The 26457-nt window shown below is 65.3% G+C and carries 22 protein-coding genes and 1 pseudogene; 7 read left to right on the top strand and 16 right to left on the bottom strand.

The window, feature by feature from the left end; translation table 11 throughout:
* Positions 1-4: 4 nt before the first annotated feature.
* The 16 genes and pseudogenes from AC1RRP_RS07820 to AC1RRP_RS07745 all read right to left on the bottom strand — a co-directional run bounded on the left by AC1RRP_RS07820 (position 5) and on the right by AC1RRP_RS07745 (position 18943).
* Positions 5-1021 carry an ABC transporter substrate-binding protein gene (locus tag AC1RRP_RS07820; RefSeq protein ID WP_493034833.1) on the bottom strand — a complete coding sequence of 339 codons (1017 nt, stop codon included), beginning with the start codon at positions 1019-1021 and terminating at the stop codon, positions 5-7.
* A 19-nt stretch (positions 1022-1040) separates the two neighbouring features.
* Complete coding sequence (atzF, locus tag AC1RRP_RS07815) at positions 1041-2780, bottom strand: allophanate hydrolase (protein ID WP_493034831.1); 1740 nt, start codon at positions 2778-2780, stop codon at positions 1041-1043.
* Positions 2781-2939: 159 nt separating this feature from the next.
* Complete coding sequence (locus AC1RRP_RS07810; protein ID WP_493034829.1) at positions 2940-3269, bottom strand: hypothetical protein; 330 nt, start codon at positions 3267-3269, stop codon at positions 2940-2942.
* 169 nt (positions 3270-3438) lie between these two features.
* Complete coding sequence (locus AC1RRP_RS07805) at positions 3439-3834, bottom strand: DUF1801 domain-containing protein (protein WP_493034827.1); 396 nt, start codon at positions 3832-3834, stop codon at positions 3439-3441.
* A 521-nt stretch (positions 3835-4355) separates the two neighbouring features.
* Complete coding sequence (locus AC1RRP_RS07800; RefSeq protein WP_493034825.1) at positions 4356-5849, bottom strand: AMP nucleosidase; 1494 nt, start codon at positions 5847-5849, stop codon at positions 4356-4358.
* Positions 5850-6019: 170 nt separating this feature from the next.
* The gene (locus AC1RRP_RS07795) at positions 6020-6517 is read right to left on the bottom strand and encodes a hypothetical protein (RefSeq protein ID WP_493034823.1); all 498 of its coding nucleotides are present in this window, start codon (positions 6515-6517) and stop codon (positions 6020-6022) included.
* Between the two features lie 142 nt (positions 6518-6659).
* Positions 6660-7670 (bottom strand): response regulator, encoded by a 1011-nt coding sequence (locus tag AC1RRP_RS07790; RefSeq protein WP_493034822.1) that lies wholly within the window; start codon positions 7668-7670, stop codon positions 6660-6662.
* Positions 7667-11170: a hybrid sensor histidine kinase/response regulator gene (locus AC1RRP_RS07785; protein ID WP_493034820.1), complete on the bottom strand. Its 3504-nt coding sequence runs from the start codon at positions 11168-11170 to the stop codon at positions 7667-7669. The genes AC1RRP_RS07790 and AC1RRP_RS07785 overlap by 4 nt, the downstream gene beginning before the upstream one ends.
* A gap of 119 nt (positions 11171-11289) precedes the next feature.
* Positions 11290-11775 (bottom strand): VOC family protein, encoded by a 486-nt coding sequence (locus AC1RRP_RS07780; protein WP_493034818.1) that lies wholly within the window; start codon positions 11773-11775, stop codon positions 11290-11292.
* A gap of 116 nt (positions 11776-11891) precedes the next feature.
* On the bottom strand, positions 11892-12551 hold the full coding sequence (locus AC1RRP_RS07775) for a dihydrofolate reductase family protein (protein WP_493034816.1): 660 nt from the start codon (positions 12549-12551) through the stop codon (positions 11892-11894).
* Between the two features lie 72 nt (positions 12552-12623).
* On the bottom strand, positions 12624-12947 hold the full coding sequence (locus AC1RRP_RS07770; protein ID WP_493034814.1) for an immunity protein Tsi6 family protein: 324 nt from the start codon (positions 12945-12947) through the stop codon (positions 12624-12626).
* Between the two features lie 320 nt (positions 12948-13267).
* Positions 13268-13413 (bottom strand): annotated as a pseudogene (locus tag AC1RRP_RS07765) (helix-turn-helix transcriptional regulator); the annotation flags it as partial.
* A 24-nt stretch (positions 13414-13437) separates the two neighbouring features.
* Positions 13438-14103, bottom strand: a complete 666-nt coding sequence (locus tag AC1RRP_RS07760; RefSeq protein WP_493034812.1) for a nucleotidyl transferase AbiEii/AbiGii toxin family protein — start codon at positions 14101-14103, stop codon at positions 13438-13440.
* Entirely contained in the window at positions 14100-14591 is a 492-nt protein-coding gene (locus AC1RRP_RS07755; protein WP_493034810.1) for a helix-turn-helix transcriptional regulator, read from the bottom strand. Before AC1RRP_RS07755 ends, AC1RRP_RS07760 begins: the two co-directional genes overlap by 4 nt.
* Positions 14592-14667: 76 nt before the next feature.
* Entirely contained in the window at positions 14668-15582 is a 915-nt protein-coding gene (locus AC1RRP_RS07750; protein WP_493034808.1) for a response regulator, read from the bottom strand.
* Positions 15569-18943, bottom strand: a complete 3375-nt coding sequence (locus AC1RRP_RS07745; protein WP_493034806.1) for a hybrid sensor histidine kinase/response regulator — start codon at positions 18941-18943, stop codon at positions 15569-15571. Before AC1RRP_RS07745 ends, AC1RRP_RS07750 begins: the two co-directional genes overlap by 14 nt.
* A 221-nt stretch (positions 18944-19164) precedes the next feature.
* Between AC1RRP_RS07745 and urtA the strand changes: the two genes are divergently transcribed.
* From urtA to AC1RRP_RS07710, 7 genes are all read left to right on the top strand, one after another.
* Positions 19165-20433, top strand: coding sequence for an urea ABC transporter substrate-binding protein (urtA, locus tag AC1RRP_RS07740; protein WP_493034804.1), 1269 nt, complete (start codon positions 19165-19167; stop codon positions 20431-20433).
* 366 nt (positions 20434-20799) lie between these two features.
* Positions 20800-21714 carry an urea ABC transporter permease subunit UrtB gene (gene urtB, locus AC1RRP_RS07735; protein WP_493034803.1) on the top strand — a complete coding sequence of 305 codons (915 nt, stop codon included), beginning with the start codon at positions 20800-20802 and terminating at the stop codon, positions 21712-21714.
* A 28-nt stretch (positions 21715-21742) separates the two neighbouring features.
* Positions 21743-22945, top strand: a complete 1203-nt coding sequence (gene urtC, locus AC1RRP_RS07730; RefSeq protein WP_493034801.1) for an urea ABC transporter permease subunit UrtC — start codon at positions 21743-21745, stop codon at positions 22943-22945.
* A 21-nt stretch (positions 22946-22966) separates the two neighbouring features.
* Positions 22967-23710: an urea ABC transporter ATP-binding protein UrtD gene (gene urtD, locus AC1RRP_RS07725; RefSeq protein ID WP_493034799.1), complete on the top strand. Its 744-nt coding sequence runs from the start codon at positions 22967-22969 to the stop codon at positions 23708-23710.
* 182 nt (positions 23711-23892) lie between these two features.
* Positions 23893-24582 carry an urea ABC transporter ATP-binding subunit UrtE gene (gene urtE / locus AC1RRP_RS07720; RefSeq protein ID WP_493034797.1) on the top strand — a complete coding sequence of 230 codons (690 nt, stop codon included), beginning with the start codon at positions 23893-23895 and terminating at the stop codon, positions 24580-24582.
* Positions 24583-24628: 46 nt separating this feature from the next.
* Entirely contained in the window at positions 24629-25861 is a 1233-nt protein-coding gene (gene fmdA / locus AC1RRP_RS07715) for a formamidase (RefSeq protein ID WP_493034795.1), read from the top strand.
* A 13-nt stretch (positions 25862-25874) separates the two neighbouring features.
* On the top strand, positions 25875-26225 hold the full coding sequence (locus AC1RRP_RS07710; RefSeq protein ID WP_493034793.1) for an FmdB family zinc ribbon protein: 351 nt from the start codon (positions 25875-25877) through the stop codon (positions 26223-26225).
* Positions 26226-26457 lie beyond the last annotated feature (232 nt).

The raw sequence follows: 26457 nt of genomic DNA, 5'->3' as shown, positions 1-26457 counted from the left end.
GTGTTCAGCCCTTGTAGAGCATGGAGTCGACCATGAGGCGCGAGGAGAAGATACCCTTCTCGGCGAACAGGTCGAAGAACTTCTGGAAGTAGGCCACGTCGGCCGGCTTGAATTCGTTGTACATGGTGTAGGCCGCCAGCGGCACCTCGGCCGTCAGCGCGCCTTCGATGGCGGTGTAGCCCTTGAGGTACTGGCGTGCCTCGACGTTCTGGGCGCGCACATAGGCCACGCCCTTGCCGTAGGCGGCGATGAACTTCTTCGCCTCTTCGGGGTGCTTCTTGATGAAGGCCGAGGACAGCGAGGCGGAGCCGCCGAACCAGGGCGCCATGGCATCGCCCAGCACGTACCTGGAGATCACGCCGGCTTCGAGCACGCGCGTGGTGCCGTTCATGCGCCCGATGGTGCCCGTGGGCTCCAGGGTGTAGCAGCCGTCGAGCTGGCCCGCGGCGAGGGCGGCCACGTGCTGGCCGATGGGCAGCTCCACCACCGTGGCGCCGGTGGCGCCGCCGCGCTCGAGCACGGTCTTGGCCAGGGTCACGTTCTGGATGCCGGGGCCGGAGCCGATGCGCTTGCCCTTGAGGTCGGCCAGGGTCTTGGCCGGGCTGGCGGCCGGCACGATGATCTCGTCCAGCACGTTCTTCACATTGCTGGGGTTGGAGCAGAAGATCTTGAAGGTGCCCGGCGCCGCCAGTTCACCGATGGCGATGTTGGCCGAGCCCGTGCCGTTGGCGGTGCCGTCGGCGCGGTCGGACAGCACGGCCTCCATCACCTGCTGGGCACCGGCGAAACGCAGGGCCTCCACGTCGAGGCCGGCTTCCTTGAAGTAACCCTTCTCGATGGCCGCGTAGAACGGCAGGCCCGCGGCGATGGGCCAGTAGCCGATGCGGATCTTGGGGCCGCTCTGCGCGCGCACCAGGGCCGGTGCACCCAGCGCGGCCAGCGCCAGGCCGGCGCCGCCCGCCTGCATGAGCTTGCGGCGCGTGGTGGTGGCGGACAGGGAAGTGAGGGACTGGTCTTTCATGGAGCGCTCCTGCTAGGGGTTAAGGGAAGGGATGGGTATGGGGGGCCTGCGCCACCTGGAGCGAAGCCAGGTAGGCGCGCCAGCCGCCGAAAAGCGTGATGTCCAGCGCGCCCTGCAGGGCCTGCGCCTCGCACAGGAAACCCTGCACGCTGCTGCCGTCGGCCAGCGCCAGCGTGCCGATGCCCAGCGGCGCGGGCACCAGGGCGACGAAGGAACCGTAGTGCTCGACGGGCATCTCCCAGAGTTCGAGCTGGATGCGCGCGCCCTGCCCCGGCGCCACCCGCAGCAGGCCGGGTTTGGGCGGGACGGTGCCGGCCAGGGCATAAAAGCGGTAGTCGGGCGCGGTCTCGGTGGCCGCGAGCAGGCGCGCACCGCGCTCGGTGAGCTGGCTGTTGAGCGGCATGCCCGAGAGGTGGGCGCCCACCACGGCCACTTTCACCGTGGCGCGCGGGCGGATGCCGGGAATGGCGACGGGTGCCGGCAGCCGCTCGCCGATGGCGCCCAGCGTGAGACCGGTGGCCTGGTGGAAACGCTGGCCCAGCTCGGCCAGTTGCCAGTCGCTGGCGCAGGGGCCGATCAGCGTGATGCCGAAGGGCAACCCGTCCTTGCGGATGCAGCTGGGCACCGACAGCGCGGCGTAGTCCAGCAGGTTGACGAAGTTGGTATAGGCACCGAGCTTGCGGTTGAGCACCACGGGGTCGGCCTGCATCTGCGCGATGGTGTAGTGCGTGGGTGCGGTGGGCACGCACATCAGGTCCATGCCCTTCCAGACCTCGGCCGCGCGCTGGCCCAGGGCACGCAATTGCGTCTGTGCTTCGTACAGATCAGCGGCGCTGTAAGCCTTGCCCTTGCCGATGATGCTGCGCACCGGCTCGATGACCTCGCCCTCGTGCGCATCGAAGAACGTACGAATGGCCGCGTAACGCTCGGCCACCAGCGCACTTTCATAGAGCAAGGTGGCGGCCTGTGCGAACGGCGAGAAGTCGATGCGTACTTCCACGCCGCCCAGCGCGCGCAACTGCGCCAACGCTTCCTTGTACGCCGCCTCGGCCAGCGCATCGCCGTAGAACTCCAGCTGGTCCGGCACACCAAAACGGAAGGCCGCCGGGAAAGGCTGCGACACCATGTCGAGTTCGCGCGCGTACGGGTCCAGCGGGTCGTAGCCGCGCGCGGCCGCCAGCACCTGCGCCGCCAGGCCCACGCTGCGCGCGAAGATGGAGACACAGTCCACACTCTGCGCCGCGGGCAGCACACCGCGTGTGCTGATGAGCCCCCTGGACGGCTTGAGGCCGACGATGTTGTTCAGGCCCGCGGGCACCCGGCCCGAACCGGCCGTGTCCGTGCCCAGCGAGAAATCGGCCTGCCCCGTGGCCACCACATAGGCCGAGCCGGAACTGGAGCCGCCGGACACATAGGCAGCGTTGAACGCATTGGGCACCGGCCCCCAGGGCGAACGCGTGCCGTTCAGGCCGCAGGCGAACTGGTCCAGGTTGGTCTTGCCCAGCAGCGATGCACCAGCGCTGAGCAAGCGCTGCACCACGGCCGCATGCGCGGCGGGCTGGAACGCAAAGGCCTGGCAGGCCGCCGTGGTGGGCAGGCCGGCCGCGTCGATGTTGTCCTTGACCGCAAAACGCAAACCGCTCAGCGGCCCGCTTCCACCCGGCAGCGCCGTCTCATAACGGGAGATCCAGGCTTGCGGCGACGCCGTGGACTGAGCCTGGTCTTGGGCACCGGAAACTGGGGTTGTGGGCTGCACCATCTTGTTGCATTCGATCTTGTATACATGTAGACATGCAACATGTATGCCAATGAACGCAGATGGTTTTGCCGTTCGTCTTGTATGGAAACAAGAACAAGACAGACTGATGCGATCAGGAAGGCAGAGGAAGGCGCTCACGCGCGCATGCGGAAAGCCTTGTCAATTCAGGAAGAAAGCGATCAGCAAGGCAAGGGCGCCCATGGCCTCTGTCTTTCGCGCCTGCGATACCAGCTCAGGCGACAGCGTCTCCAGCCGGGCCCGGTGCCAGTGCCAAATGTAGAAGACCATCGCCGCAACGATGCCGCACAGCAGAGGCCAAAGTGCCTGCGCCGCCGAGGCCGCAAAACCACTGGCCGTGATTCCGAATGCGGCAACGACCAAGCCGACACCGCCAGAGGAACGGTGCGCATAGGAGTAGCGTCCACACGACGAACAACAGGCGGGAAGCGTGGGGGAGGACAACCACTTGCGGAAGAAGCTGATGCTCATTGCCTGGCAGGACGGGCACGCGTACATATGAGACCAAGGTAATGCGGGTCGCCACATCCTAGCGACCATCATGGCGCCCGCCTATCCCCCAAAAGAGTCACGTCGATCTTCGACAGATGGTCTGTCATGGCGGCAGCTTCATCCAGGCAAACCCGGATCCAACTCGGCTCTAAGACTTCTTTGTGCCCGCGCGCAGGTTCTCCGCCACCGCAGCCCGGACCAAGGCCTTGAAGGGCTCGGCCTCGGGAAGCTCGCCTTCCCGGATATCGATGGCGCGGCGTGCGTTGCCTTCGAGGCTGGCGTTGAAGAGCCGCTGCGGATCGGCCAGGGCCGCACCACGCATGAAGGTCAGCTTGACCGTCTGCTTGTAGGACTCGCCCGTGCAGACCATGCCACCGTGTGACCACACGGGCACGCCCATGGGGTTGGTGGGTTTGGACCACTTGCAGTCCTCGGTGATCTGCGGATCAGCCTCGTGGATCAGGCGGCGCATGTGCGCCAGGGTTTCGGCGCGCCAGCCGCCGATGGACTGGATGCGGGCGTCGACGAAAGGGGACGTTGCCATGGTTCAACTCCCGTCTGTGCGATGTTCGAGTTGAGCCGGTTTCTGGAACAACCACGTCTTCCACGATGATGCATAGAAGCTCAGGGCTCCGGCAAGACCCAGACCTCCCGCGCACAGGCTCGTGACCCAAACATGCCAGCCCATCTGACTATCCGTGTCGGATAAACACTCCGGGTTTGCCTGACACGGGGTAGACACTTCTGGCGCTGTTGCCCACATGATCAGAAAAACACATGCCGTAGGCAAAGCCCCAACGGTAAAACCTGTCGCAAGCAATGAACGGAAGTTGAGTCGACCGAGTCGTTGCAGTACGAAGACAGCAGGCAGCCCCAAGAACAAGAGGTGGCCAGCCGATACGATCACCCCGGAGAAAAAAAGCGTCCTGGAATGGCCGATTGCATTGCGACCGGCAACCAGCAGAATTAGTAGAACAAAAATAAGCACAGGCACCACCGCAGCCAGCACGACTGAACGCGTGAAAATCCAAGCGCTCTTCAGTCGCCCGTACCTCAGCTCGCGATTCACTGAAACGCCACTTCCGCAAAACTCCGCAGCTTGCGGCTGTGCAGCTGGTTCATGCCGGCCAGTCTGAGCAGCTCCAGCGCGCGGATGCCGATGCGCAGGTGCTGGTCCACGCGCTCGCGGTAGAAATGGTTGGCCATGCCGGGCAGCTTGATCTCGCCGTGCAGGGGCTTGTCGCTCACGCACAGCAGGGTGCCATAAGGCACGCGGAAGCGGAAGCCGTTGGCGGCGATGGTGGCGGACTCCATGTCCAGCGCCACGGCGCGGCTCTGGCTGAAGCGGCGCTGCGGCTGGTTGTCGGGCAGCAGCTCCCAGTTGCGGTTGTCGGTGGTGGCCACGGTGCCGGTGCGCATGATCTGCTTGAGCTCGGCGCCGTGCAAGCCGGTGACCTCGGCCACCGCCTGCTCCAGCGCCACCTGCACCTCGGCCAGCGCGGGGATGGGCACCCACAGCGGCAGCTCTTCGTCCAGCACGTGGTCTTCGCGCACATAGGCGTGGGCCAGCACGTAGTCGCCCAGCTGCTGGCCGTTGCGCAGGCCGGCGCAGTGGCCCAGCATGAGCCAGGCGTGCGGGCGCAGCACGGCGATGTGGTCGGTGATGTTCTTGGCGTTGGCCGGGCCCACGCCGATGTTGACCATGGTGATGCCGTTGCCATCCGGGCGCACCAGGTGGTAGGCCGGCATCTGCGGCAGCCTGGGCGGCGCCTTGCCCAGCGCATCCCCGGCCTGCGCGGCCTCGCCCACGCGGCGGGTCACCACGTTACCGGGCTCGATGAAAGCGGCGTAGTCGCTCCCGGCGTCCTGCATGAGCTCGTGGCCCAGGCGGATGAACTCGTCGATGTAGAACTGGTAGTTGGTGAAGAGTACGAAGTTCTGGAAGTGCTCGGGCACCGTGCCGGTGTAGTGGCGCAGCCGGTGCAGGGAATAGTCCATGCGTTGCGCGGTGAACAGCGACAGCGGGAAGGGCCGGCCGGGCTGGGGCTCGTAGGTGCCGTTGGCAATGCCGTCGTCCATGGCGCCCAGGTCGGGCAGGTCGAACCAGTCGCGCATCATCTGGCGGCGCTCGGTGGCCAGGTTGCCTTCGATGTGCTCGTTCTCGGCAAAGGAGAAATGCACGGGGATGGGCTGCTTGCTGGTGGTCACCTCCAGCGTCACGCCGTGGTTGAGCAGCAGCAGGCGGAACTGCTCCAGGTAATAGTTGTGGAACAGGTCGGGCCGCGTGAGCGTGGTTTCGAACACGCCCGGCCCCGCCACGAAACCGTAGCTCAGCCGCTCCTGCGCACCGGCCGCCTGGCGCAGCACGGTCTCGGTCCGGATGCGCACCAGAGGGTAGAAGGCGCGCACCGGGCCGGCACTGTCGTCCCCCGCCACGAAACGCTGCATGCCCGCGCGCAGGTGGGCGATGCTGCTGTCATAGATGCGGCGCACATGGGCCAGGGCGGCGGCCGCGTCGGTGAACTCTTGCGGGGCGATCAGGGGTGGTAGGTGGTGCATACGGAAACATTGTGCCTCGGCTAAAAGACACTGTATCCGGCACGGCCCGGCTCAAACCGCAGGGTTAGCTAGAAATGATCATGACGTGTCAGTTGAACCTTACTTATCCGGCTTCACCATTGCGATTGGATAGGCCTAATGGCAGCAGTCTGCAAACATGAATTCGCTCACTAATTTCCATTCCAGTAGATGCCCCGGATGGTCTCGACGACTTGTCCCTGCCTCACTATCACGAATGCCTCGTACTCCACAAACCCAGCGTTAGGGTCGACACCTTTACGGATAAGTCGACCACCTTTAACAGATACTTGAAGGCCATCACCTTCATATTCACCTGCAAAGAAGACGTTAGTTGTCCCGAAAAATCGCTTCTTACGAATTGCGTATTCCTGACCATTGATGGAAATGAAAGCGTATCCAGCGCGAACATCGCAACGATCCGTAAAAAATCGCACTGACTTTTCCTCACTGGTATTTTTCAAGCAAGCCTGAATTTTTTCAGGGCGCCCTTGGTTGTGTTCGACGCAGTAGTCTCGATCAAGTCGTTCGTGACGTAGAGATTTAGGAGCCTTGATGTGCGCAGAGACACATTCTGAACCGCCAACTTCCGTTGGTAAGAGACGCACTTGAGCATACGTTTCTACGGCCATTGCGATTAGAAAAACCATCGCAGCTGATTTAAAAAAACTATCTCAAAATGCTTCACTGGACGCTCTCCATTTTTGTCACCAAGAGTCAGATGCGCACGTCCATCTTAAATTCAAATCCGACGACTCCATATCCCCCAAAAGGGTCACCCCGCCACAGTCCTCAACCTTCGAACTGCGGATGCAGTTGCCGTATCCGCCCCAGCGCCAGCGCCGCCGCCGCCGTGCGTGTCTCTACCCCCAGCTTGGCGTAGACACGCTCCAGGTGTTTCTTCACCGTCATGGGGCTGCTGCCCAGGATGTCGCCGATGTCGCGGTTGATCTTGCCCTTGATGACCCAGTAGAGCACCTCGGCCTCCTTGGCCGTGAGGCGGAAGCTCAGGGAGATGGCTTCGATCACGCTTTCGTCCGAGGCCTCCTGCATGATGAGCAGCCAGTCGCCGCCGGTTTCTGGCGCGCCCGTATCGTCGTTGCGCTGGTGCAGGCGAAACGTCAGGCGCTTGGGGCCGTGCTCCAGCGACAGGCGCGGCGGTTCGGCCAGGGTGTCGCCGCGGGCCTGCACCTCGGTCAGGTGGGCTACGCCGCGGTGCAGCCAGGCCAGCACGGGCTCGGGCACGTTCGGGCCGCTGGCGCCGTAATAGCGCTGCAGCAGCTCACGCGCCAGCGGGGTCTGCCACATGAGGCGGCCGTCACCCAGGCGCACGGTGATGCTGGCGTAACCGAAGGCGTCGAGCGCGTTGCGCGCCTGGCGCCGCTCGCGCGCGCCCTGCAGGTGCACCTGCATGCGGGCCAGCACTTCCTTGGGCCGGATGGGTTTGGTCACGTAGTCGGTGCCGCCGGCCTCCAGCGCGGCCACCAGGTGCTCGGTCTCGGTCAGGCCCGTCATGAAGATGATGGGGATGTGGGCGGTGGCAGCATTGGCCTTCAGACGCCGAGCCACCTCGAAACCGTCCATGCCGGGCATCATGGCGTCGAGCAGCACGATGTCGGGGCGGGCCTGCGCGGCGCGCTGCAGCGCGGAGGCGCCGTCCAGCGCCACCAGCACGGTGCAACCCGATTCGTCCAGTGCGTCGTGCAGCAGCGAGAGGTTGTCGGGCACGTCGTCGACGATGAGCACCACGTCGCTGTGCGCGCGGTTCAGGGCCTGGTCCAGCGTCTCGTTCAGGGCGTTCATGGGGTCTCCGTGGCGCTTTCCAGCAAAGGCAGGATGGCTTCAAAGCGGTACTCGCGTGTGAGCACCCGCACCTGCTCCACCCAGCTGTGGTGTGCCGGGTTCTGCGCCTCGATCTCGTCGAGCAGGCGCACGATGCCGCGGTAGTAGCCCAGCACCACCAGTTCGCGCAATTCGGCCTGGCGCTCGTTGCCCGGCGCCAGCAAGGGTGTGGACGGTGGCGTGGGCGCGGCCACCGGCTCGGGCCGCACGGTCCACTGCAGTTGAAGGCGGCGCTCGAGCCAGTCGAGCAGCTCGCTGTGGCGTATGGGTTTGGTGATGAAGTCGGCCACTGCGATGCCCACGTCGTTCTCCAGGCCCTGGTCGAACGCGTTGGCCGAGACCACGGCCACGGGCAGTTTGGCCCCGCCGTTCAGACGGCGCAGGCGACGTATGGTTTCCCAGCCGTCGATGCCGGGCATGGCCAGGTCCATGAAAACCACGTCGGGGCGGTAACCCGCGGCCAGCAGGTCCAGCGCGTCGTGCCCGCTGGCGGCGGTGCGCAGCACGAAACCCAGGGGCACGAGCAGCTGGGTGAGCATCTCGCGGTCGGGTTCCTCGTTGTCCACCACCAGCACGTGGCGGCGCGCGCCGGCATAACCGCGGCGCGGCGGCCTGGCAGCCACAGGCTTGGCGGAGGACAGCGCGGCATGCACCTCGGGCAGGAAGAGCTTGACGTGGAAGACCGAGCCCAGGCCCTGCGTGCTCTGCACGGTGAGCTCGCCGCCCATGAGGTCGGTGAGCATCTTGGCAATGGTCAGGCCCAGGCCGGCGCCGGGAGTGCCCTGCGAGGACGCGGCGCGTGTGAAGGGCTCGAACAGGCGTTCGGTTTCCTGCAACGTCATGCCGGGGCCGGTGTCGCGGATGTCGATGTGCGCCATCTCGCGCGCGTAACGCACGCCGAAGGTCACCTCGCCCTGGGCCGTGAACTTGATGGCATTGCCCAGCAGGTTGATGAGGATCTGGCGCACGCGCTTCTCGTCGGCGCGCACGCGCTCGGGCAGCACCGAGAGCGGCGTGTAGTTGAAGGCCAGGCCCTTGGCCGCGGCCTGCAGCTCGAACATGGCGGCCAGCTCGTGCACGCAGGCGGCGAAGTCCATGGGCTTGAGCTCCAGCGTGAGCTTGCCCGATTCGATGCGCGCCAGATCCAGCGTGCCTTCGATCAGCGTCAACAAATGCTCGCCGCCACGGCGGATCACCTGCACCGCATGCTTGCGGTGGGCTGGCACCTGCGGGTCTTCGCCCATCAGCTGCGCGTAACCCAGGATGCTGTTGAGCGGGGTGCGCAGCTCATGGCTGATGGCGCTGATGTAACGACTCTTGGCCTGGTTGGCCTGCTCGGCCTGGTGCTGGGCCTGCTCGGCCGTGCGGCGTGCGTCCTGCAGGGCGGCGTCGGTCTGCTGGTGCAGCTCGATCTCGCGCATGAGCAGGGCCGTCTGGCGGTTGGATTCTTCCTGCGCCACCTGGCGGCTCTTGTGCGCCAGCACCACCCACCAGGCCACCATGCCCGCGATGAGCAGCAGGGCCATATAGGTTTTCAGGAAACCACCGCGCAGCGCGGCCTGCACAAAGACGGGCAACTCGCTGTCGGTGTAGACCTGGGCCAGGGCCTGCAGCTCCTGCTGGTAAAACAGGCCGAAGACACCGGCCAGCAGCGGCACGATGATGAGCATGAGCAGCAGGAAATGCGCGAGGCCCGTGTCCAGGTAAGGCCGCAGGCCCTTGGGCAGCAGGCGCTGCAGCACGCCCGACCACTGGGCCGAGAGGCTGGCGTGCGGCTTGCACAGATCGCCGCAACGCGCATCCAGCGTGCAGCACAGGGAGCAGATGGGCCCCTGGTAGGCCGGGCAATGCGCCATGTCCGGCCCTTCGTACTCGCCCTCGCAGATCACGCAGCGGCGCACGCCGTAACGTGCGTAAGGGCCTTCGTTCGCCTTGGGCTCGGCCACCAGCTCACTCTGTCGCGCGATGTAATAACGCCCGCGTGTGGCCCAGGCGATCAGCGGCGCGGCGATGAAGGCCGTGCCCAAGGCGATCAGCGCCGAGAAGGCCTGGGCCAGCGGACCGAAGAGACCCAGGTGCGCCGTGACCGAAAGGACGGAGGCCAGCACCATGGCGCCCACACCCACGGGGTTGATGTCATACAGATGGGCGCGCTTGAACTCGATGCCCTTGGGTGACAGGCCCAGGGGTTTGTTGATCACCAGGTCGGCCACCACGGCCATCATCCAGGCGATGGCAATGTTGCTGTACAGGCCCAGCACGTCGCCCAGGGCCTGGAAGACGTTCATCTCCATGAGCATGAAGGCGATCAGCGTGTTGAACACCACCCAGACCACGCGCCCCGGGTGGCTGTGCGTGAGGCGCGAGAAGAAGTTGCTCCAGGCCAGCGAGCCGGCGTAGGCGTTGGTGACGTTGATCTTGAGCTGCGAGATCACCACGAAGAGCGCCGTGGCCGCCACCGCCCAGCCGTAGTTCGGGAACACGTATTCGTAGGCGGCCAGGTACATCTGGTTCGGGTCCACCGCGCGTTCGATGGGCACGGCATGCGTGATGGCCAGGTAGGCCAGCAAGGCGCCGCCCAGCATCTTGACCACGCCCAGCAGCACCCAGCCCGGCCCGCCGGCCATGACGCCGAACCACCAGCGCTTGCGGTTGGCCGCGGTCTGGGCCGGCATGAAACGCAGGTAGTCGGCCTGCTCGCCCATCTGCGTGATGAGGGCGATGCCCACCGTGAGGGCGGCACCAAAGAGGGGCAGGACAAAGTCCGAACTCTGCCCCTTCTCCCCCTTGTAGTGCACGATGCCCGAAAACGCAGCAGGGTCCAGCGCCAGCACAAAGGCAAAGGGCACGACCAGCATGAGCAGCCACAGCGGCTGCGTCCAGACCTGCAGCCGGCTGATGGCCGAGACCCCGTGGGTGACCAGGGGGATGACCACCAGCGCGCAGATCAGGTAACCCCAGCTCGGCGGGATGCCCAGCGCCAGCTCCAACGCATAGGCCATGACGGCCGCCTCCAGCGCGAAGAAGATGAAGGTGAAGCTCGCGTAGATCAGCGAGGTGATGGTGGAGCCGATGTAGCCGAAGCCCGCGCCGCGCGTCAGCAGGTCCATGTCCACGCCGTAACGGGCCGCGTAGACGCTGATGGGCCAGCCCGCCAGGAAGATGATGAGCCCCGTGGCCAGGATGGCCCAGAAGGCATTGGCCCAGCCGTACTGCACCAGCAGCGTGGCGCCCACGGCCTCCAATATGAGGAAGGAGGCCGCGCCAAACGCCGTGTTGGCCACCCGCCATTCGCTCCACTTGCGAAAGCGCTGCGGCGTGTAGCGCAGCGCGTAGTCTTCCATGGTCTCGCGCCCCACCCAGCTGTTGTAGTCGCGCCGGACCTTGACGATGGACTGCACCGGCACACCGGCCTGCAGCGGCGCAGCAGGGTCAGCAATAGGGCGGGCCGGGGTGTCCATGCCCCGGGAGAGTGCAGATTCCGTGCCATGCCCCGGGGTGGGGCGGCAACGGCCTGGCGTCAAAGCCGAGGGCGCGGGGCCTCACGGACGCCAGCCTGCAGCGACTGTCTGGCCGGCTCTCAGCCGCGTAGCGCCGCCTCGATGGCACTGACGTCGATTTTTGTCATTTCCATCATCGCATCGAAGGCGCGTTTGGCGGCAGCCGGGTCGGGGTCGGCGATGGCACGGGTCAGAACCACCGGCGTGATCTGCCACGACACCCCCCATTTGTCCTTGCACCAGCCGCAAGCGCTTTCCTGGCCGCCATGGCCGACGATCGCGTTCCAGTAGCGATCCGTTTCGGCCTGATCCGTGGTGGCCACCTGGAAAGAAAACGCCTCGCTCTGCGTGAAGGCAGGCCCGCCGTTGAGCCCGAGACAGGGAATCCCCATGACCGTGAACTCCACGGTCAGCACATCGCCTTGCTTCCCCGACGGAAAGTCTCCCGGCGCGCGGTACACGGCGCCGACGAAGGTGTCGGGGAATGTACGGGCGTAGAACCGCGCCGCTTCTTCGGCACCGCCGTTGTACCAAAGGCAAATCCTGTTCTTTGCTGGTGTAAGCATGTCACTACTCCTTCGAGACAGAAATCCCCGCTTTTCCACACCGACGCTACGGTGCTTCGCCTAGGCGGCCGACGTTCCGATTCGGCAACAGCGCCCTCAGCCGCTGCAAGCCTTGGTCAGGCGCCTGCGTTCCCCTGGCGCCGCAGGACCACATGGGTGGCTTGCTGCGACGCGACGAACTGCACGCATTCGTATCCCTGAGCGCGCATGTCCAGCCCTTCGAACAGTCGCTCTCCCCGCCCGAGCAGGACCGGCGAGATGGCGATGTGCAGCTCGTTGATGAGGCCCGCACGCAGATACTGCCGGATGGTGTGGGCCCCGCCGCCTATGCGCACATCCTTGCCATTGGCGGCCTCGCGCGCCCGGTCCAGCGCCTCGTGGATGCCGCCCGTGACGAAGTGGAAGGTCGTGCCGCCTTCCATCTCGATGGGCTCGCGCGCGTGATGCGTCAGGATGAAGGTGGGAACGTGATAGGGCGGGCTGTCGCCCCACCAGCCCTTCCAGTTGTTGTCGGGCCAGGGACCGCGTATGGGCCCGAACATGTTTCTTCCGAGAATCCAGGCCCCGACGTTCTGAAAGCCACGCGCGGCGAAATCATCGTCGACGCCAGTCGTACCGTCCTTGCCGAACAAGGCCCGCTGGAGCGTGCGTGTCGGGAACAACCACTGGTGCAGCTCCGTCCCACCCACGCCGAGCGGGTGGTCGAGGTCCTGATCCGGACCTGCGCCGTAGCCATCGAGCGAGAGGGTGAAGCCTTCAACGCGGACGCGTGTCATGTTTGCCTCCGTTTAGGCGTTGAACGTTGGAGGTAACAGGCGCGCTTTAGCGCGTCCGGGTTGACTGAGATGTTATGAGTCACCATGCAAAACCTTCATGTCTAGCTTCAGACCCTCGGCAGTTCTTTGGGCGACATAATTCGCCATGCCCAACGCGCTGACGAATTCTTTATCACTCTCATCCATTTCTCTAGCGGCGTAGTGGCCGAACGTTAACTTGAAGAGCTTCTGACGCTCACTGTTCTTGCCCTCGAAGTAGGCAACCAGCCATTCGAGCTGAATTCTTGTTGAGTCCAGTATTTGAGGGAGCGCTACGGGTACCTTGTCTCGAATCCGCTGATTACATAGATCAAGAGCTTTTCGAGCTATCTCTGCTTTTATTTCTTCTTGGCTCATAGCTTTCGTGACTCATAACTTGATATAGGCCGCAATTCTGTCGGCATAACAAAGTTCATGGTGCCTCCCGTGACGTGTTCTAAGTGCCTGATTTATATCAGCCTTTCGCTCAAATGCCATGCAAGCCGGCCCATGAACAAAACCGCAAAACCCCGCAAAGCTGTCTGATGAACAAGACAGGCTGCCGGATAACACCGCCCGCGCTGCCTGCACATAACGCTGCAGGATCAAGGACTTGACGCCGAATCCTGCGAAATCTGCCGTGTTATCCGGACCGGCTTAACCCGGGCACCGGGGGCATCACGGGGCGGCCCACGGCCCTAGCCCTCCTGCAACAAACTGCTCGCAATCGCCGCCGCCGCGGTGCGCGTCTCCACCCCAGCTTTTCGAAGATGTTCTCCAGGTGCTTGTTCACCGTGCGCGGGCTCATGCCGAGGATGTCGCCGATGTCGCGGTTGGTCTTGCCTCCACCCGGACCGGGAGCGTGAATTCAGCGCCCGCCCTTGAGCAGGGGGGTCAATAGCGCCTGCGCCTGTTGCAAGCACTCATCAAACGTCCGTCGAAAGTCCAGTGCGTCGATCGCCTCGAATTCTGCCCGGGCCAGCTCCGCCCGCTCCTGCAGGCGGCGCAGAAAGGTCGCCCCATACCGGGCGAAGAAGGGGCTGGCCTCGGTGATCGCTGCCGGCTCCAGAGAGGCGACGGCGCAGAGGTCGAACAGATCCCGGGCCTTGGCCTGATCACCCCGAAACCACATCTTCTTGGCGATGATCTCCGCGCTGCGCTCGACCTTGATCTCCCGCCCGGCATGTCTCACCACCTCGTAGGGATGGGCGGTCAACGCCATACCCGCCACGATGTCGATCTCGCCCTGCGGCAGATAGAGCTTGATGAACTCGGCGTTCTCTTCGTAGTCGGCGCTCACCGCCTCGGCCACATCGCTGAGGCGTGGGTTCACATAACCCAGATACTGGGGGTCCGGTACAAACAGGTCGATGTCCTTGCTGAGGCGATGCCCATGGCGCAGCATGAGCACGGTGCCGCCGCCGAAGGTCCACAGCGGCTGGTTCACCATGCCCTCCAGGTGCGTCATCAAGCCGAGCGCCTGGGGCCACAGCTCACGCCAGACACCGGGGCGGTTCAGATCCGGACTGCTCACGACCACAAACCTCGCGCGCTCTTGAAACCACGCGCCAGCTCACGCATCCGGGCCCAGACTTCTGCACGCGGCACGCCGTCCTGCGCATGCAACTGCTCCACCACGGCGGCCAGCAGGGCGGGCGTGGCCTCGTCCAGCAGGGTGGCCACGTGCGGCTGGAAGGCGGCCGGCACCTGCCCCTGCAGCAGGGCTGCGCGCAGAGCAACGGCCTTGAGCGGCTGGCGGTAGCTCACGCTGGCGCTGCGCGCCGCGAGTTCCAGCGCCGGGGTCTTGCCTGCTGCTGGCTGCGGCGCCACCGTGACAGACAGGCCCAGCACCCCCAGCAGACGGCTCACGCGCAACAGGCTCAGGTCCTGCAGGCTGGCGGCTTCCAGCTGGTTGACCGTGGCGCGCGACAGGCCGCTCAGGCGCGCCAGCGCGGCCTGCGTGAGGCCCATGTCGGCGCGACGGGTGCGGACGACGGTGCTGAGTTCTGCCAGGGTGGACATGGCAGAACTCTAGAACGATCCGCTAAATATGTCAAATATATTTGACATATTTAGCCTATCCTCAATCCGCATAACGCTAACCTTCCTGCAACAAACTGCTCGCAATCGCCGCCGCCGCGGTGCGCGTCTCCACCCCCAGCTTCTCGAAGATGTGCTCCAGGTGCTTGTTCACCGTGCGCGGGCTCATGCCCAGGATGTCGCCGATGTCGCGGTTGGTCTTGCCCTTGGCCAGCCAGGAGAGAACCTCGGTCTCGCGCGGGGTGAGCGAAGCGCCCGAGAGGCGCTTGTGCGCGGCGTCCTGCACGGGCGCGGTCTGGCGCAGCAGCACCATGACTTCCCCGGGGCCGCCCTGCCCCAGGTAGCGCGCCTGCAGCTGGCTGCCGTCGGGCAGCGCGGCCAGGGTCTCGCCCTCGCTGACCACGCGCTGCAGCCACTGCCGCAGCGCCGCTTCGTCCTGCTCGGGGCCCAGGGCCTGCTGCAGCCAGCGCATGGCCTGCGGCGAGCGCCAGGCCATGCGGCCCTGCGTGTCCAGCAGCACCACGCCCAGGCCGGCCACGTCCACGGCCTCGCGCGCCAGCCGGCTCACATGGGCGTTGCGCAGGTGCGTGGCCAGGCGGGCCAGCACCTCGGGGATCTTGAGCGGCTTGACGACGTAGTCCACCCCGCCGCTGGCGAAGCCCTCGACGATCTGCTCGGTCTCGGCCAGGCCGGTCATGAAGATCACGGGCACGTGGGCCCAGGAGGGCACGCCCTTGAGGCGACGGCAGAGGGTGAAGCCGTCATCGCCGGGCATGATGGCGTCGAGCAGCACGGCGTCGGGCACGGCCATCTCGAAGCGCTCCAGCGCCTCGATGGCGTCGCGCGCCACCAGCACGGTGTAGCCCTCGATGGCGAGCGCGTCGCAGAGCATGCGCAGGGTCTCGGGCGCGTCGTCCACCACCAGCACCACGCTGGAGACGGTGGACGCGGGCGGGGGTTCAGGCGGATTCATCTTCGGTCTCTTTCAGGCGGGCGATCAGGGCGGTGAAGTCAAAACGGTCCACATGCACCACCAGGGCCTGCAGCACGTCGGCAATGGCGGGCGCCTCCTGGGCACTGTTGCGCAGCAGGTTGCGCAGGCCGCTGGCGTTGCCCAGCCGCGCCATGGCGATGAGGCTCTGGCGCAGCTCGGCGGGCAGCGGCAGCGCGGTGGCGCCGTCGGGCGCAGTGGGGGACGCGGCCAGGCGCTGGGTTTCGTGCACCCACTCCAGCTGCAGCACGCGGGCCAGCAGGTCCAGCAGCTCGGACTCGATCACGGGCTTGCTCACGAAGCCTTGCGCGCCCACGGCGGCCAGCAGCTCGGGGCGGTTCTCGAAAGGGTCGGCCGAGACGAAGATGATGGGCAGCTGCGCAGGGCCGCTTGCGCGTATGAGCTGCGCGGTCTGCCAGCCGTTGAGGTCGTCCATATTGATGTCGAGCAACACCGCGTCGGGTCGGTACTGCTGCAGGATCTCCAGCGCCTCGCGGCCGCTGGCGGCTTCGCGCACGATGAAACCCAGGGGCAGCAGCAGGCTGGCCAGCAGCTGGCGCTGGATGGGCTGGTCGTCCACCACCAGCAGGGTGCGGCGCGGCGCGAGGTAACCCACGATGGGGCGCAGGTGGCGCACCGCGGGCACGGCCGGCGGATCGATCTCACGCAAATAGAGGCGCACGCTGAAGGTGCTGCCCTGCCCCACGGCGCTGCGTAGGCTCAGGTCGCCACCCATGAGCTCGGTGAGCAGGTGGGTGATGGTCAGGCCCAGGCCGGTGCCCGACTCGCTGGTGCGCCGGCCCGCGCTGCCGCGCTCGAAGGGTTGGAAGATGCGCTCCTGGTCCTGCGGGGCGATGCCGATGCCGGTGTCTTCCACTTCGAAGCGCAGCACCTCGTGCCGGCAGTCCACTCGGAAGACGATGCCGCCGCGGTCGGTGAAGCGCACGGCATTGGCCAGCAGGTTGATGAGGATCTGGCGCAGGCGCTTGGCGTCGGCCTGCACCCAGGCCGGCACGCGGCCCTGCGTTTCCAGTCGGAAGCTCAGGCCCTTGCCCTCGGCCTGCGGCTGCACCATGCGTGCGAGTTCGGACAAAAACTCGGGGAAGGGCAGCGGCGCCGGGTCAAGGCGCAGGCGGCCGGCCTCGATGCGGGCCAGGTCCAGCAGGCCGTCGATCAGCGCGTGCATGTGCTGGCCGCTTTGCTGGACGGTGGTGACCATCTCGCGCGCGCTGCCCTGCAACTCGTTGCCGCGCAGCAGGATCTGCGCGTAACCCAGGATGCTGTTGAGCGGGGTGCGCAGCTCGTGCGTCATGCCGGCCACATAGCGTGTCTTGGCCTGGCTGGCGGACTCGGCCACTTCCTTGGCGCCCTGCAGGGCCTCGTCGGTGCGCTGGTGCGCGTCGATCTCCTTCTGCAGCAGCTGGGTCTGGCGCTCGGATTCGTCGTGCGCCATGCGCCGACTCTCGTTGGCCAGCACCACCCACCAGGCGCACACGGCGGCCAGCACGGCCAGCAGCGAGAAGGCCTTGATGAAGGGCATGCGCAAGGCCTCGGCCGGGGCGTGCAGGCTTTCCTGCATATAGACCACGCCCAGCAGAAAGGCCAGCAGCGCGGACAGGCCCAGGAAGACCGTGAAGTACTGCGCCACGCGGAAGTTGAAGCGGTTGTTCAGCCCGGCGGGCAGGAAGGCGGCCAGGGCGTCGCGCACCTGGTCGGCCGCGCGCGACTGGGTCTTGCAGCGGTCGTGGCAGCGCGATTCGAGCGAGCAGCACAGCGAGCAGATGGGCGCGCCATAGGCCGGGCAGCTGGCCATGTCGGCGCTCTCGAACTGGTTTTCGCAGACGCTGCAGCGCACCACCTCGCCGGGTTTCCAGGGCGAGGGGTCGTGGCGCGCCAGGTAATAGCGCCCCCGGGTGGCCCAGGCCAGCAGCGGTGCGGCCAGCATGGCGGTGAAAAGCGCGATGAAGGGCGAGAAGGCGGCCGCGTAGTCGCCCAGCGCGCCGGTGTAGGCCACGCCGGCCAGCACCACGGCCAGCAGCATGGCGCCCAGGCCCACGGGGTTGAGGTCGTACAGATAGGCGCGGCGGAACTCCACGCCCTTCGGGCTCAGGCCCAGCGGCTTGCTGATGACCAGGTCGGCCACCAGCGCACCGACCCAGGCGATGGCCACGTTGCCGTACAGGCCCAGCACCTTCTCCAGCGCGCCGAAGACGCCCAGGGTCATGAGCAGCATGGCGATGATGACGTTGAAGACCAGCCAGACCACGCGCCCGGGGTGGCTGCGCGTGAGCCGCGCAAAGAAGTTGCTCCAGGCCAGCGAGCCGGCGTAGGCGTTGGTGACGTTGATCTTGACCTGCGAGATCACCACGAAGAGCACGGTGAGCCACAGCGCCAGCGCCGGGTTGCCCAGCGAGAGGTTGAAGCCCACCAGGTACATCTGCGTGGGCTCGGCCGCGTGACCGGGCAGCGCGCCGTACTGCAGCGCGACGAAGGCCAGGAAGGCACCGCCCAGCATCTTGAGCATGCCCAGCACGATCCAGCCCGGCCCGGCGCTGAGCACGCAGGCCCACCAGCGCCAGCGGTTGGCGGCGGTGCGCGCGGGCATGAAGCGCAGGTAGTCCACCTGCTCGCCGATCTGCACCACCAGCGAGAAGGCCACCGCCGCCGCCGCACCGAACATCAGCGGCTCGAAACCGCTGCTGCCCGAGGTGAGGCCCGAGAGGCCGGTGAACTCACGGTACAGCTCGGGCTGGGCCACGGCGAACCAGAAGAAGGGCCACAGCAGCAGCAGCGCCCAGACGGGTTGCGTCCAGGTCTGCAGGCGCGAGATGAAGGTGATGCCGTAGAGCACCAGCGGGATGATGACCAGCGAGGACAGCACGTAGCACCACACCAGCGGCCAGTCCAGCACCAGCTGCAGGCCCAGCGCCATGATGGCCGCCTCCAGCGCAAAGAAGATGAAGGTGAAGCTCGCGTAGATCAGCGAGGTGACGGTGGAGCCCAGGTAGCCGAAACCCGCGCCGCGCGTGAGCAGGTCCATGTCCAGGCCGTAGCGCGCGGCGTAGACGGCGATGGGCAGGCCGGTCAGGAAGGTGATGAGCCCCATGACCAGGATGGCCCACAAGGCGTTGTCGAAACCGTAGTTGAGCGCGATGGCCCCGCCAATGGCCTCCAGCGCCAGGAAGGACATGCCGCCGAAGGCAGTGTTGGCCACGCGCCATTCGCTCCACTTGCGCGCGCTGTGGGGCGTGTAGCGCAGCGCGTAGTCCTCCAGGGTCTCGTTGGCCACCCAGGAGTTGTAGTCGCGGCGGATGCGGAAGATCTTTTGCGGTGCGTTCGTCATATCGGTGCGTGCGGGTCCCGGCGCCTCTTTCTGGTGAGTCCGGATCCCATGCAGGTGCACACGCAAGAACCGTACTCACTCGCTTCGCCGGCTTCACTACGTTGATTGACGTATGGGCCATACGCACGCCCCTCCCTAATCTCAAGGCCGTGGTGACAAGGTGTTGCCCGCACCTCCCGCAGGTGTTTCCTGGTTCCCTCTTCCTCTAACTGGAGTGCCTCATGAAGAAACCGTCCGCCCCCTCCCACCCGCTAGCCACCGGTCTGCAGCGCCGCCAGGTTCTGCAGGCCATGGGCGCCCTGTCCGTGGCCGGTGTGCCCGGCCTGGCCCTGGCCCAGCAGTTCCCGACCGCCAAGGTCAACACGACCAAGCTGGCCGTGACCGACACCGAAGTGATCGTGGGCCAGCTGCACTCCTCTTCCGGCACCATGGCCATCTCCGAGACCGGCTCGATCCAGGCCGAGCAGCTGGCGATTGACCAGATCAATGCCATGGGCGGCATCCTGGGCCGCAAGATCAAGGTGATCAAGGAAGACGGCGCCTCCGACTGGCCGACCTTCGCCGAGAAGTCCAAGAAGCTGCTGGTCAACGACCACGTGGCCGCCGTCTTCGGCTGCTGGACCAGCGCCTCGCGCAAGGCCGTGCTGCCGGTGTTCGAGAAGGAAAACGGCCTGCTCTACTACCCCACCTTCTACGAAGGCCTGGAGCAGAGCAAGAACGTGATCTACACGGGCCAGGAAGCCACGCAGCAGATCATCTACGGCCTGGACTGGGGCTCGAAGGAGAAGAAGGCCAAGACCTTCTTCCTGGTCGGTTCGGACTACATCTGGCCGCGCACCTCGATGAAGATCGCGCGCAAGCACATCGAGTCCGTGGGCAAGCTGGGCAAGGTGGTGGGTGAAGAGTACTACCCGCTGGGCAACACCAACTTCAACTCCCTGATCAACAAGATCAAGGTCGCCAAGCCGGACTGCATCTTCGCGGCCGTGGTGGGCGGCTCCAACGTGGCCTTCTACAAGCAGCTCAAGGCTGCCGGCATCACCGGTGACAAGCAGTTCCTGCTGACCCTGTCGGTGACCGAGGACGAGATGACCGGCGTGGGCGGCGAGAACTTCACGGGTTTCTACAGCTCGATGAAGTATTTCCAGTCGCTGGACAACGAGAACAACAAGAAGTTCGTCGCGGCCTTCAAGGCCAAGTACGGCAAGGACGCCGTGATCGGCGACGTGACGCAGGCCGGTTACCTGGGCCCCTGGCTGTGGAAGGCCGCCGTCGAGAAGGCCGGCAGCTTCGACGTGGACAAGGTCGTGGCCGCCTCGCCCGGCATCGAACTCAAGACCGCGCCCGAAGGCTACGTGAAGCTGCACGAGAACCACCACTTGTGGAGCAAGTCGCGCATCGCCATCGGCAACAAGGATGGCACCTTCAAGGTGGTGGCCGAGTCGCCCAAGCTGATCGAACCCGATCCCTTCCCGAAGGGTTACCAGTAATCCCTTAGATCGCTCGGGGAGCAGGGCCTGTTCACACTAATTTCTCAAGATGCGTTACGGAACAAAAAGGTCATGCGGTAGGCGCGAGGACGCCGCCGGGGTAGCCCCCCGGCAAGTCCGCGCAACACCCCGCATGGCCTTTTTGGCCGTAACCCGAAGGGAACGAGGTGAAAACGACGCCACTCGTTGTTGCACTCCTAGCCCAGGCGGCCAGCCTGGGCGTCGTCGCGCGCCTAGATTGGCGCCGTTTTCACCTCGTTCGCACTTGAGAAATTAGTGTGAACAGGCCCTCGGTGGCGGCTGCCCGGGTGTCCGGGGCCGCCACCCGCGATATGCACACAGACAGATAGACAGGTAGGTGACGCCATGGAATTTTCTGAAATACGCGATATCGCCCTCATGCAGGGCTTCGCCGGACTGAGCCTGTTCTCGGTCCTTCTGCTCATGGGCCTGGGCCTGGCCATCATCTTCGGCCAGATGGGCGTGATCAACATGGCGCATGGCGAGTTCATGACCATCGGGGCCTACACGGTCTTTCTCTTCTCCACGCTGGTGGAGAAGTTCGCCCCCAACCTCATGCCCTATTACTTCCTGGTCGCCATCGCGGTGGCCTTCTGCCTGGCCTTCGTCGCCGGCTGGCTGGTGGAATGGGGACTGATCCGTTTTCTCTACAAGCGTCCGCTGGACACGCTGCTGGCCACCTGGGGCCTGAGCCTGGCGATCCAGCAGGTCTTCCGCACCGCCATCGGTCCCAAGGAGGTCAGCCCCACGCTGCCCGACTGGCTCATGGGTTCCTGGTCGCCGCATGAAGGCCTGGACATCCCGATCAACGGCCTCTTCGTGCTGGGCCTGACCACCTTCGTGACCTGCGGCGTGCTGCTGGCCCTGTACAAAAGTCGCTGGGGCCTGCGGGTGCGCGCCACGGTGAGCAACCGCACCATGGCCAATGCCATCGGCATCAACACCAGCAAGACCGATCGGCTGACCTTCGCCATCGGCTGCGGCATCGCCGGTGTGGCGGGCGCGGCCTTCACCACCATCGGCTCCACGGGCCCGACCAGCGGCTCGCTCTACATCGTCGATTCCTTCCTGGTCGTGACCTTCGGCGGCGCGGCCAGCCTGCTGGGCACGGTGGCCTCGGCCTTCGGCATCGCGCAGACGCAGTCCATCAGCGAATTCTTCATCACCGGCTCCATGGCCAAGGTGCTGACGCTCTCGCTCATCGTCGTGATCCTGATGATCCGCCCGCAAGGCCTGTTCGCCAGCAAGGTGCGCCGCTGAACCCGCTTCATTACTCCGGAGTCCAACCATGAACAAATTCACCGCATGGATAGGCAGCAAGAAGCTGGGCAGCGTGCTAACACTCGCCGTCGTGCTGCTGGTCGCCTTTCCGCTGATCTTCGACATCTTCCGCCTCAACCTGGTGGGCAAGTACCTGACCTACGGTTTCGTGGCGCTGGGCCTGGTCATGCTCTGGGGTTACGGCGGCGTGCTCAGCCTGGGCCAGGGCGTGTTCTTCGGCCTGGGCGGCTACGCCATGGCCATGTTCCTCAAGCTCGAAGCCTCGGACCCGATCACCACCAAGATCCAGTCCACCCCCGGCATCCCTGACTTCATGGACTGGAACCAGCTCACGGCCCTGCCCCTCTGGTGGCAGCCCTTCGAGCACCTGTCCTTCGCGCTGTTCGCGGTAGTGGCGGTGCCCATGCTGCTGGCCTTCATCATCGGCTACGCCATGTTCAAGCGGCGCGTGGGCGGCGTGTACTTCGCCATCATCACGCAGGCGGTGGCGCTGATCCTCACGGTGCTCATCATCGGCCAGCAGGGTTACACCGGCGGCGTCAACGGCATGACCGACCTCAAGACCGTGCTGGGCTGGGACACCCGCACCGACAGCGCCAAGTACCTCCTCTACTACCTCTGCACCTTCCTGCTGCTGGGCAGCATCGCCCTGTGCCTGTGGGTGCAGAAGAGCAAGCTGGGCACCCTGCTGCTGGCCATGCGCGACAAGGAAGACCGCGTGCGCTTCTCGGGCTACGACGTGGCCATGTTCAAGGTCTTCGTGTTCTGCCTGGCGGCGGCACTGTCGGGCATCGGCGGCGCGCTGTTCACGCTGCAGGTGGGTTTCATGTCGCCGTCCTTCGTGGGCATCGTGCCCTCGATCGAGATGGTGATCTACGCCGCGGTGGGCGGACGCATGAGCCTGGTGGGCGCGGTCTACGGCACCCTGCTGGTGAACTTCGGCAAGACCTACTTCTCCGAAAGCCTGCCCGACCTCTGGCTCTTCCTGATGGCCGCGCTCTTCATCGGCGTGACCATGGCCTTCCCCGACGGCCTGGCCGGCGTCTGGGAAACCAAGGTCAAGCCCTGGTGGCAGCGCAAGCAGGCCGAGCGCCTGGCCATCCGCAAGGCGGTGGAAGCCGACGCGGCTTCCGATGCCCCGGTCACGCAGACCGGCAACCCGGGCCGCAAGCCTCCCCTGACGGGCTCTGTCAGCGGCCAGAGCGCCTGACCTACCCCACCGGAGCACACCATGAGCAATACCGACTTCGCCCTGGCCGTGGAAGACCTCACGGTCTCCTTCGACGGTTTCAAGGCCATCGACAGCCTGACGCTGTACATCGACAAGAACGAGCTGCGCGTGATCATCGGCCCCAACGGCGCGGGCAAGACCACCTTGCTGGACCTGATCTGCGGCAAGACCAAGGCCAGCGCCGGCAGCATCAAGTTCAAGAACGAGGAGCTGACGCAGCTGGACGAGCACATCCGTGTGCGCCGCGGCATCGGCCGCAAGTTCCAGACGCCGTCCATCTACGAGAACCTCAGCGTCTTCCAGAACCTGGAAGTCTCCTACCCCACGGGCCGCTCGGTCTTCGGCGCGCTGGGCTTCAAGTGCACCGACGAGGTGAAGGCCCGCGTGCAGGTGGTGGCCGAGGAGATCGGCCTGGCCGACACGCTGGAGAAAGAGGCCGGCCTGCTCTCGCACGGGCAGAAGCAGTGGCTGGAAATCGGCATGCTGCTGATGCAGGACCCGGAACTGCTGATGCTGGACGAACCCATCGCCGGCATGAGCGCACGCGAGCGCGAGCTCACCGCGGACCTGCTCAAGCGCATCTGCAAGAACCGCTCGGTGATCGTGATCGAGCACGACATGGAGTTCGTCAAGCAGATCGCGCACAAGGTCACCGTGATGCACCAGGGAAAGATCCTGGCCGAGGGCTCGATGGCCACGGTGCAGGCCGACCCCAAGGTGATTGACGTCTATCTGGGGCATTGACATGCCACACCCCCTGAGTCGCTGCGCGCCTTCCCCCTCTCTCGCCTTCGGCGGGAGGGGGACCGCACCGACGGCCCGGCAAAGCCGGTTCCGTGGTGCGCCTGGGTTTTGCACCCCATCGCTTCAAGCGGAGCTGGCGGTGCTTGGTATCACGGATCACTGACCACTAAGGAGTCACAGAAATGCTCAAAGTCACTGACATGTACACGGCCTACGGCCAGAGCGAGGCCCTGCACGGCATCTCTTTCGACAGCAACAAGAACGAGACGGTTGCCATCATGGGCCGCAACGGCATGGGCAAGACCACGCTGTTCAAAAGCCTCATGGGCGTGCTGCCGCTCAAGTCCGGGCAGATCCTGGTCGACGGGCAGGACGTCTCGAAGGACCAAAGCTACCGCCGCGTGGCCAAGGGCATCGCCTACGTGCCGCAGGGCCGCATGATCTTCCCGACGCTGACCGTCGAGGAGAACATCCAGACCGGCCTGGAAAACTCCAGAACGAAGCAGATCCCGGAAGAGATCTACGCGCTCTTCCCCGTGCTGTGGGACATGCGCCGGCGCAAGGGCGGCAACCTCTCGGGCGGACAGCAACAGCAGCTGGCGATTGCCCGCGCGCTGGTGACCGACCCCAAGGTGCTGCTGCTGGACGAGCCGACCGAAGGCATCCAGCCTTCGATCATCAAGGACATCGCCAAGGCGCTCAACGAAATCCGCAAGCTGCGCGAGATCACCATCATCGTCTCCGAGCAGGTGTTGTCGTTTGCCATGGACGTGGCCGACCGCCTGTTCGTCATCGAAGGCGGCCGCCTGGTACACGAGACCGCGCGCGACCAGACCGACGTGAAGCGCATCAAGTCCTACCTTTCCGTTTGACCCCTCCCCACCCATTTTTTTCACCCTGACCTTTAGGAGAAGCACCATGGCTGAAGCCCTCATCAAAGTCGACCTCAAGCAATCCGCCTACAGCAACCCCCAGGTGCACAACCGCTGGCACCCGGACATTCCCATGGCGGCCTGGGTCAACCCCGGCGAGGACTTCATCCTCGAAACCTACGACTGGACCGGCGGGTTCATCAAGAACAACGACAGCGCCGACGACGTGCGTGACATCGACCTGTCCATCGTCCACTTCCTGACCGGCCCGGTGGGCGTCAAGGGCGCCGAACCCGGCGACCTGCTCGTGGTGGACCTGCTGGACATCGGCGCCAAGGACGAGAGCCCCTGGGGCTTCAACGGCTTCTTCAGCAAGAAGAACGGTGGCGGTTTCCTGACCGACCACTTCCCGCTGGCGCAGAAGTCGATCTGGGACTTCAACGGCATGTTCACCAAGAGCCGCCACGTGCCGGGTGTCGAATACGCGGGCCTGATCCACCCCGGCCTGATCGGCTGCCTGCCCGACAAGAAGATGCTCGACGCCTGGAATGCGCGCGAGCAGGAGCTGATCGACACCGACCCCACCCGCGTGCCCGGCCTGGCCAACCCGCCCTTCGCCGCCACCGCCCACCTGGGCAAGCTCTCGGGCGAAGCCGCCAAGAAGGTGGCCGCCGAAGGCGCGCGCACCGTGCCCCCGCGTGAGCACGGCGGCAACTGCGACATCAAGGACCTGTCACGCGGCTCCAAGGTGTTTTTCCCGGTCTACGTGGACGGTGCCGGTCTGAGCGTGGGCGACCTGCACTTCAGCCAGGGTGACGGCGAGATCACCTTCTGCGGCGCCATCGAAATGGCCGGCTGGGTGCACATGCGCGTGAACCTGATCAAGGGCGGCATGGCCAAGTACGGCATCAGGAACCCGATCTTCAAGCCCAGCCCGATCACGCCCAACTACAAGGACTACCTGATCTTCGAGGGCATCTCCGTGGACGAGGCCGGCAAACAGCACTACCTGGACGTCAACGTGGCCTACCGCCAGGCCTGCCTGAACGCCATCGAGTACCTCAAGAAGTTCGGCTACAGCGGCGCGCAGGCTTACTCCATCCTGGGCACGGCCCCGGTGCAGGGCCACATCAGCGGCGTGGTGGACGTGCCCAACGCCTGCGCAACCCTGTGGCTGCCGACCGAGATCTTCGACTTCGACATCAACCCCACGGCCGCCGGCCCGGTGAAGATGATCGACGGCAGCATCCAGATGCCGATCTCGCAAGACGTGAAGTAAGCAGGAGCCCCGCATGCCCACCTACGACTACGACTGCCCGGACTGCGGGGGCTTCGAGGCCCTGCGCAGCCTGGCGCAGCGCAACGAACCCTGTGCCTGTCCGGATTGCGGCAGCGTCAGCACCCGTGTGTTCGTGGCCGGGCCACGCCTGGCCTGCCTGAGCGGCGAGACGCGCAAGGCTTACGAGACCAACGAACGTGCCTCTCATGCACCGCGGTCGTCGCGGGATGGGTCGTATGGGCGGCTCAAGCATCCGGCGGGGTGTGGGTGCTGTTCTACCAGTGGCAAGCGTGGGTCTACCGTGACGGCGGCGGATGGGAGCAAGTCGTTTGCTGGCAAGCGGCCTTGGATGATTAGTCACTGACTCTCTTACTGCTGGCGTCATTTGTATGGATGCTTTTGTAACCACCCCCTATCCCCCCCCGCCCCTGAGCACGCGCGGTCGCGCGTGCGGGGCTGTTCCCCACCTATGGGTGCGCAACGGCTACGCCGTTGCTCAGCACCCTCGCCAGGGCGGGAAGGGGGAGCCGGATTTTGTTTCTTCGCGCCGACTACGCTTCTACGACGCCAACGTCGCGACCTGCACTTTCTCACTG

This window comes from Hylemonella sp. GW821-FHT12C09 (assembly GCF_058807395.1).
The sequence above is the reverse complement of the archived record's forward strand: the minus strand, read 5'-3'. Positions and strand labels throughout refer to the sequence as shown.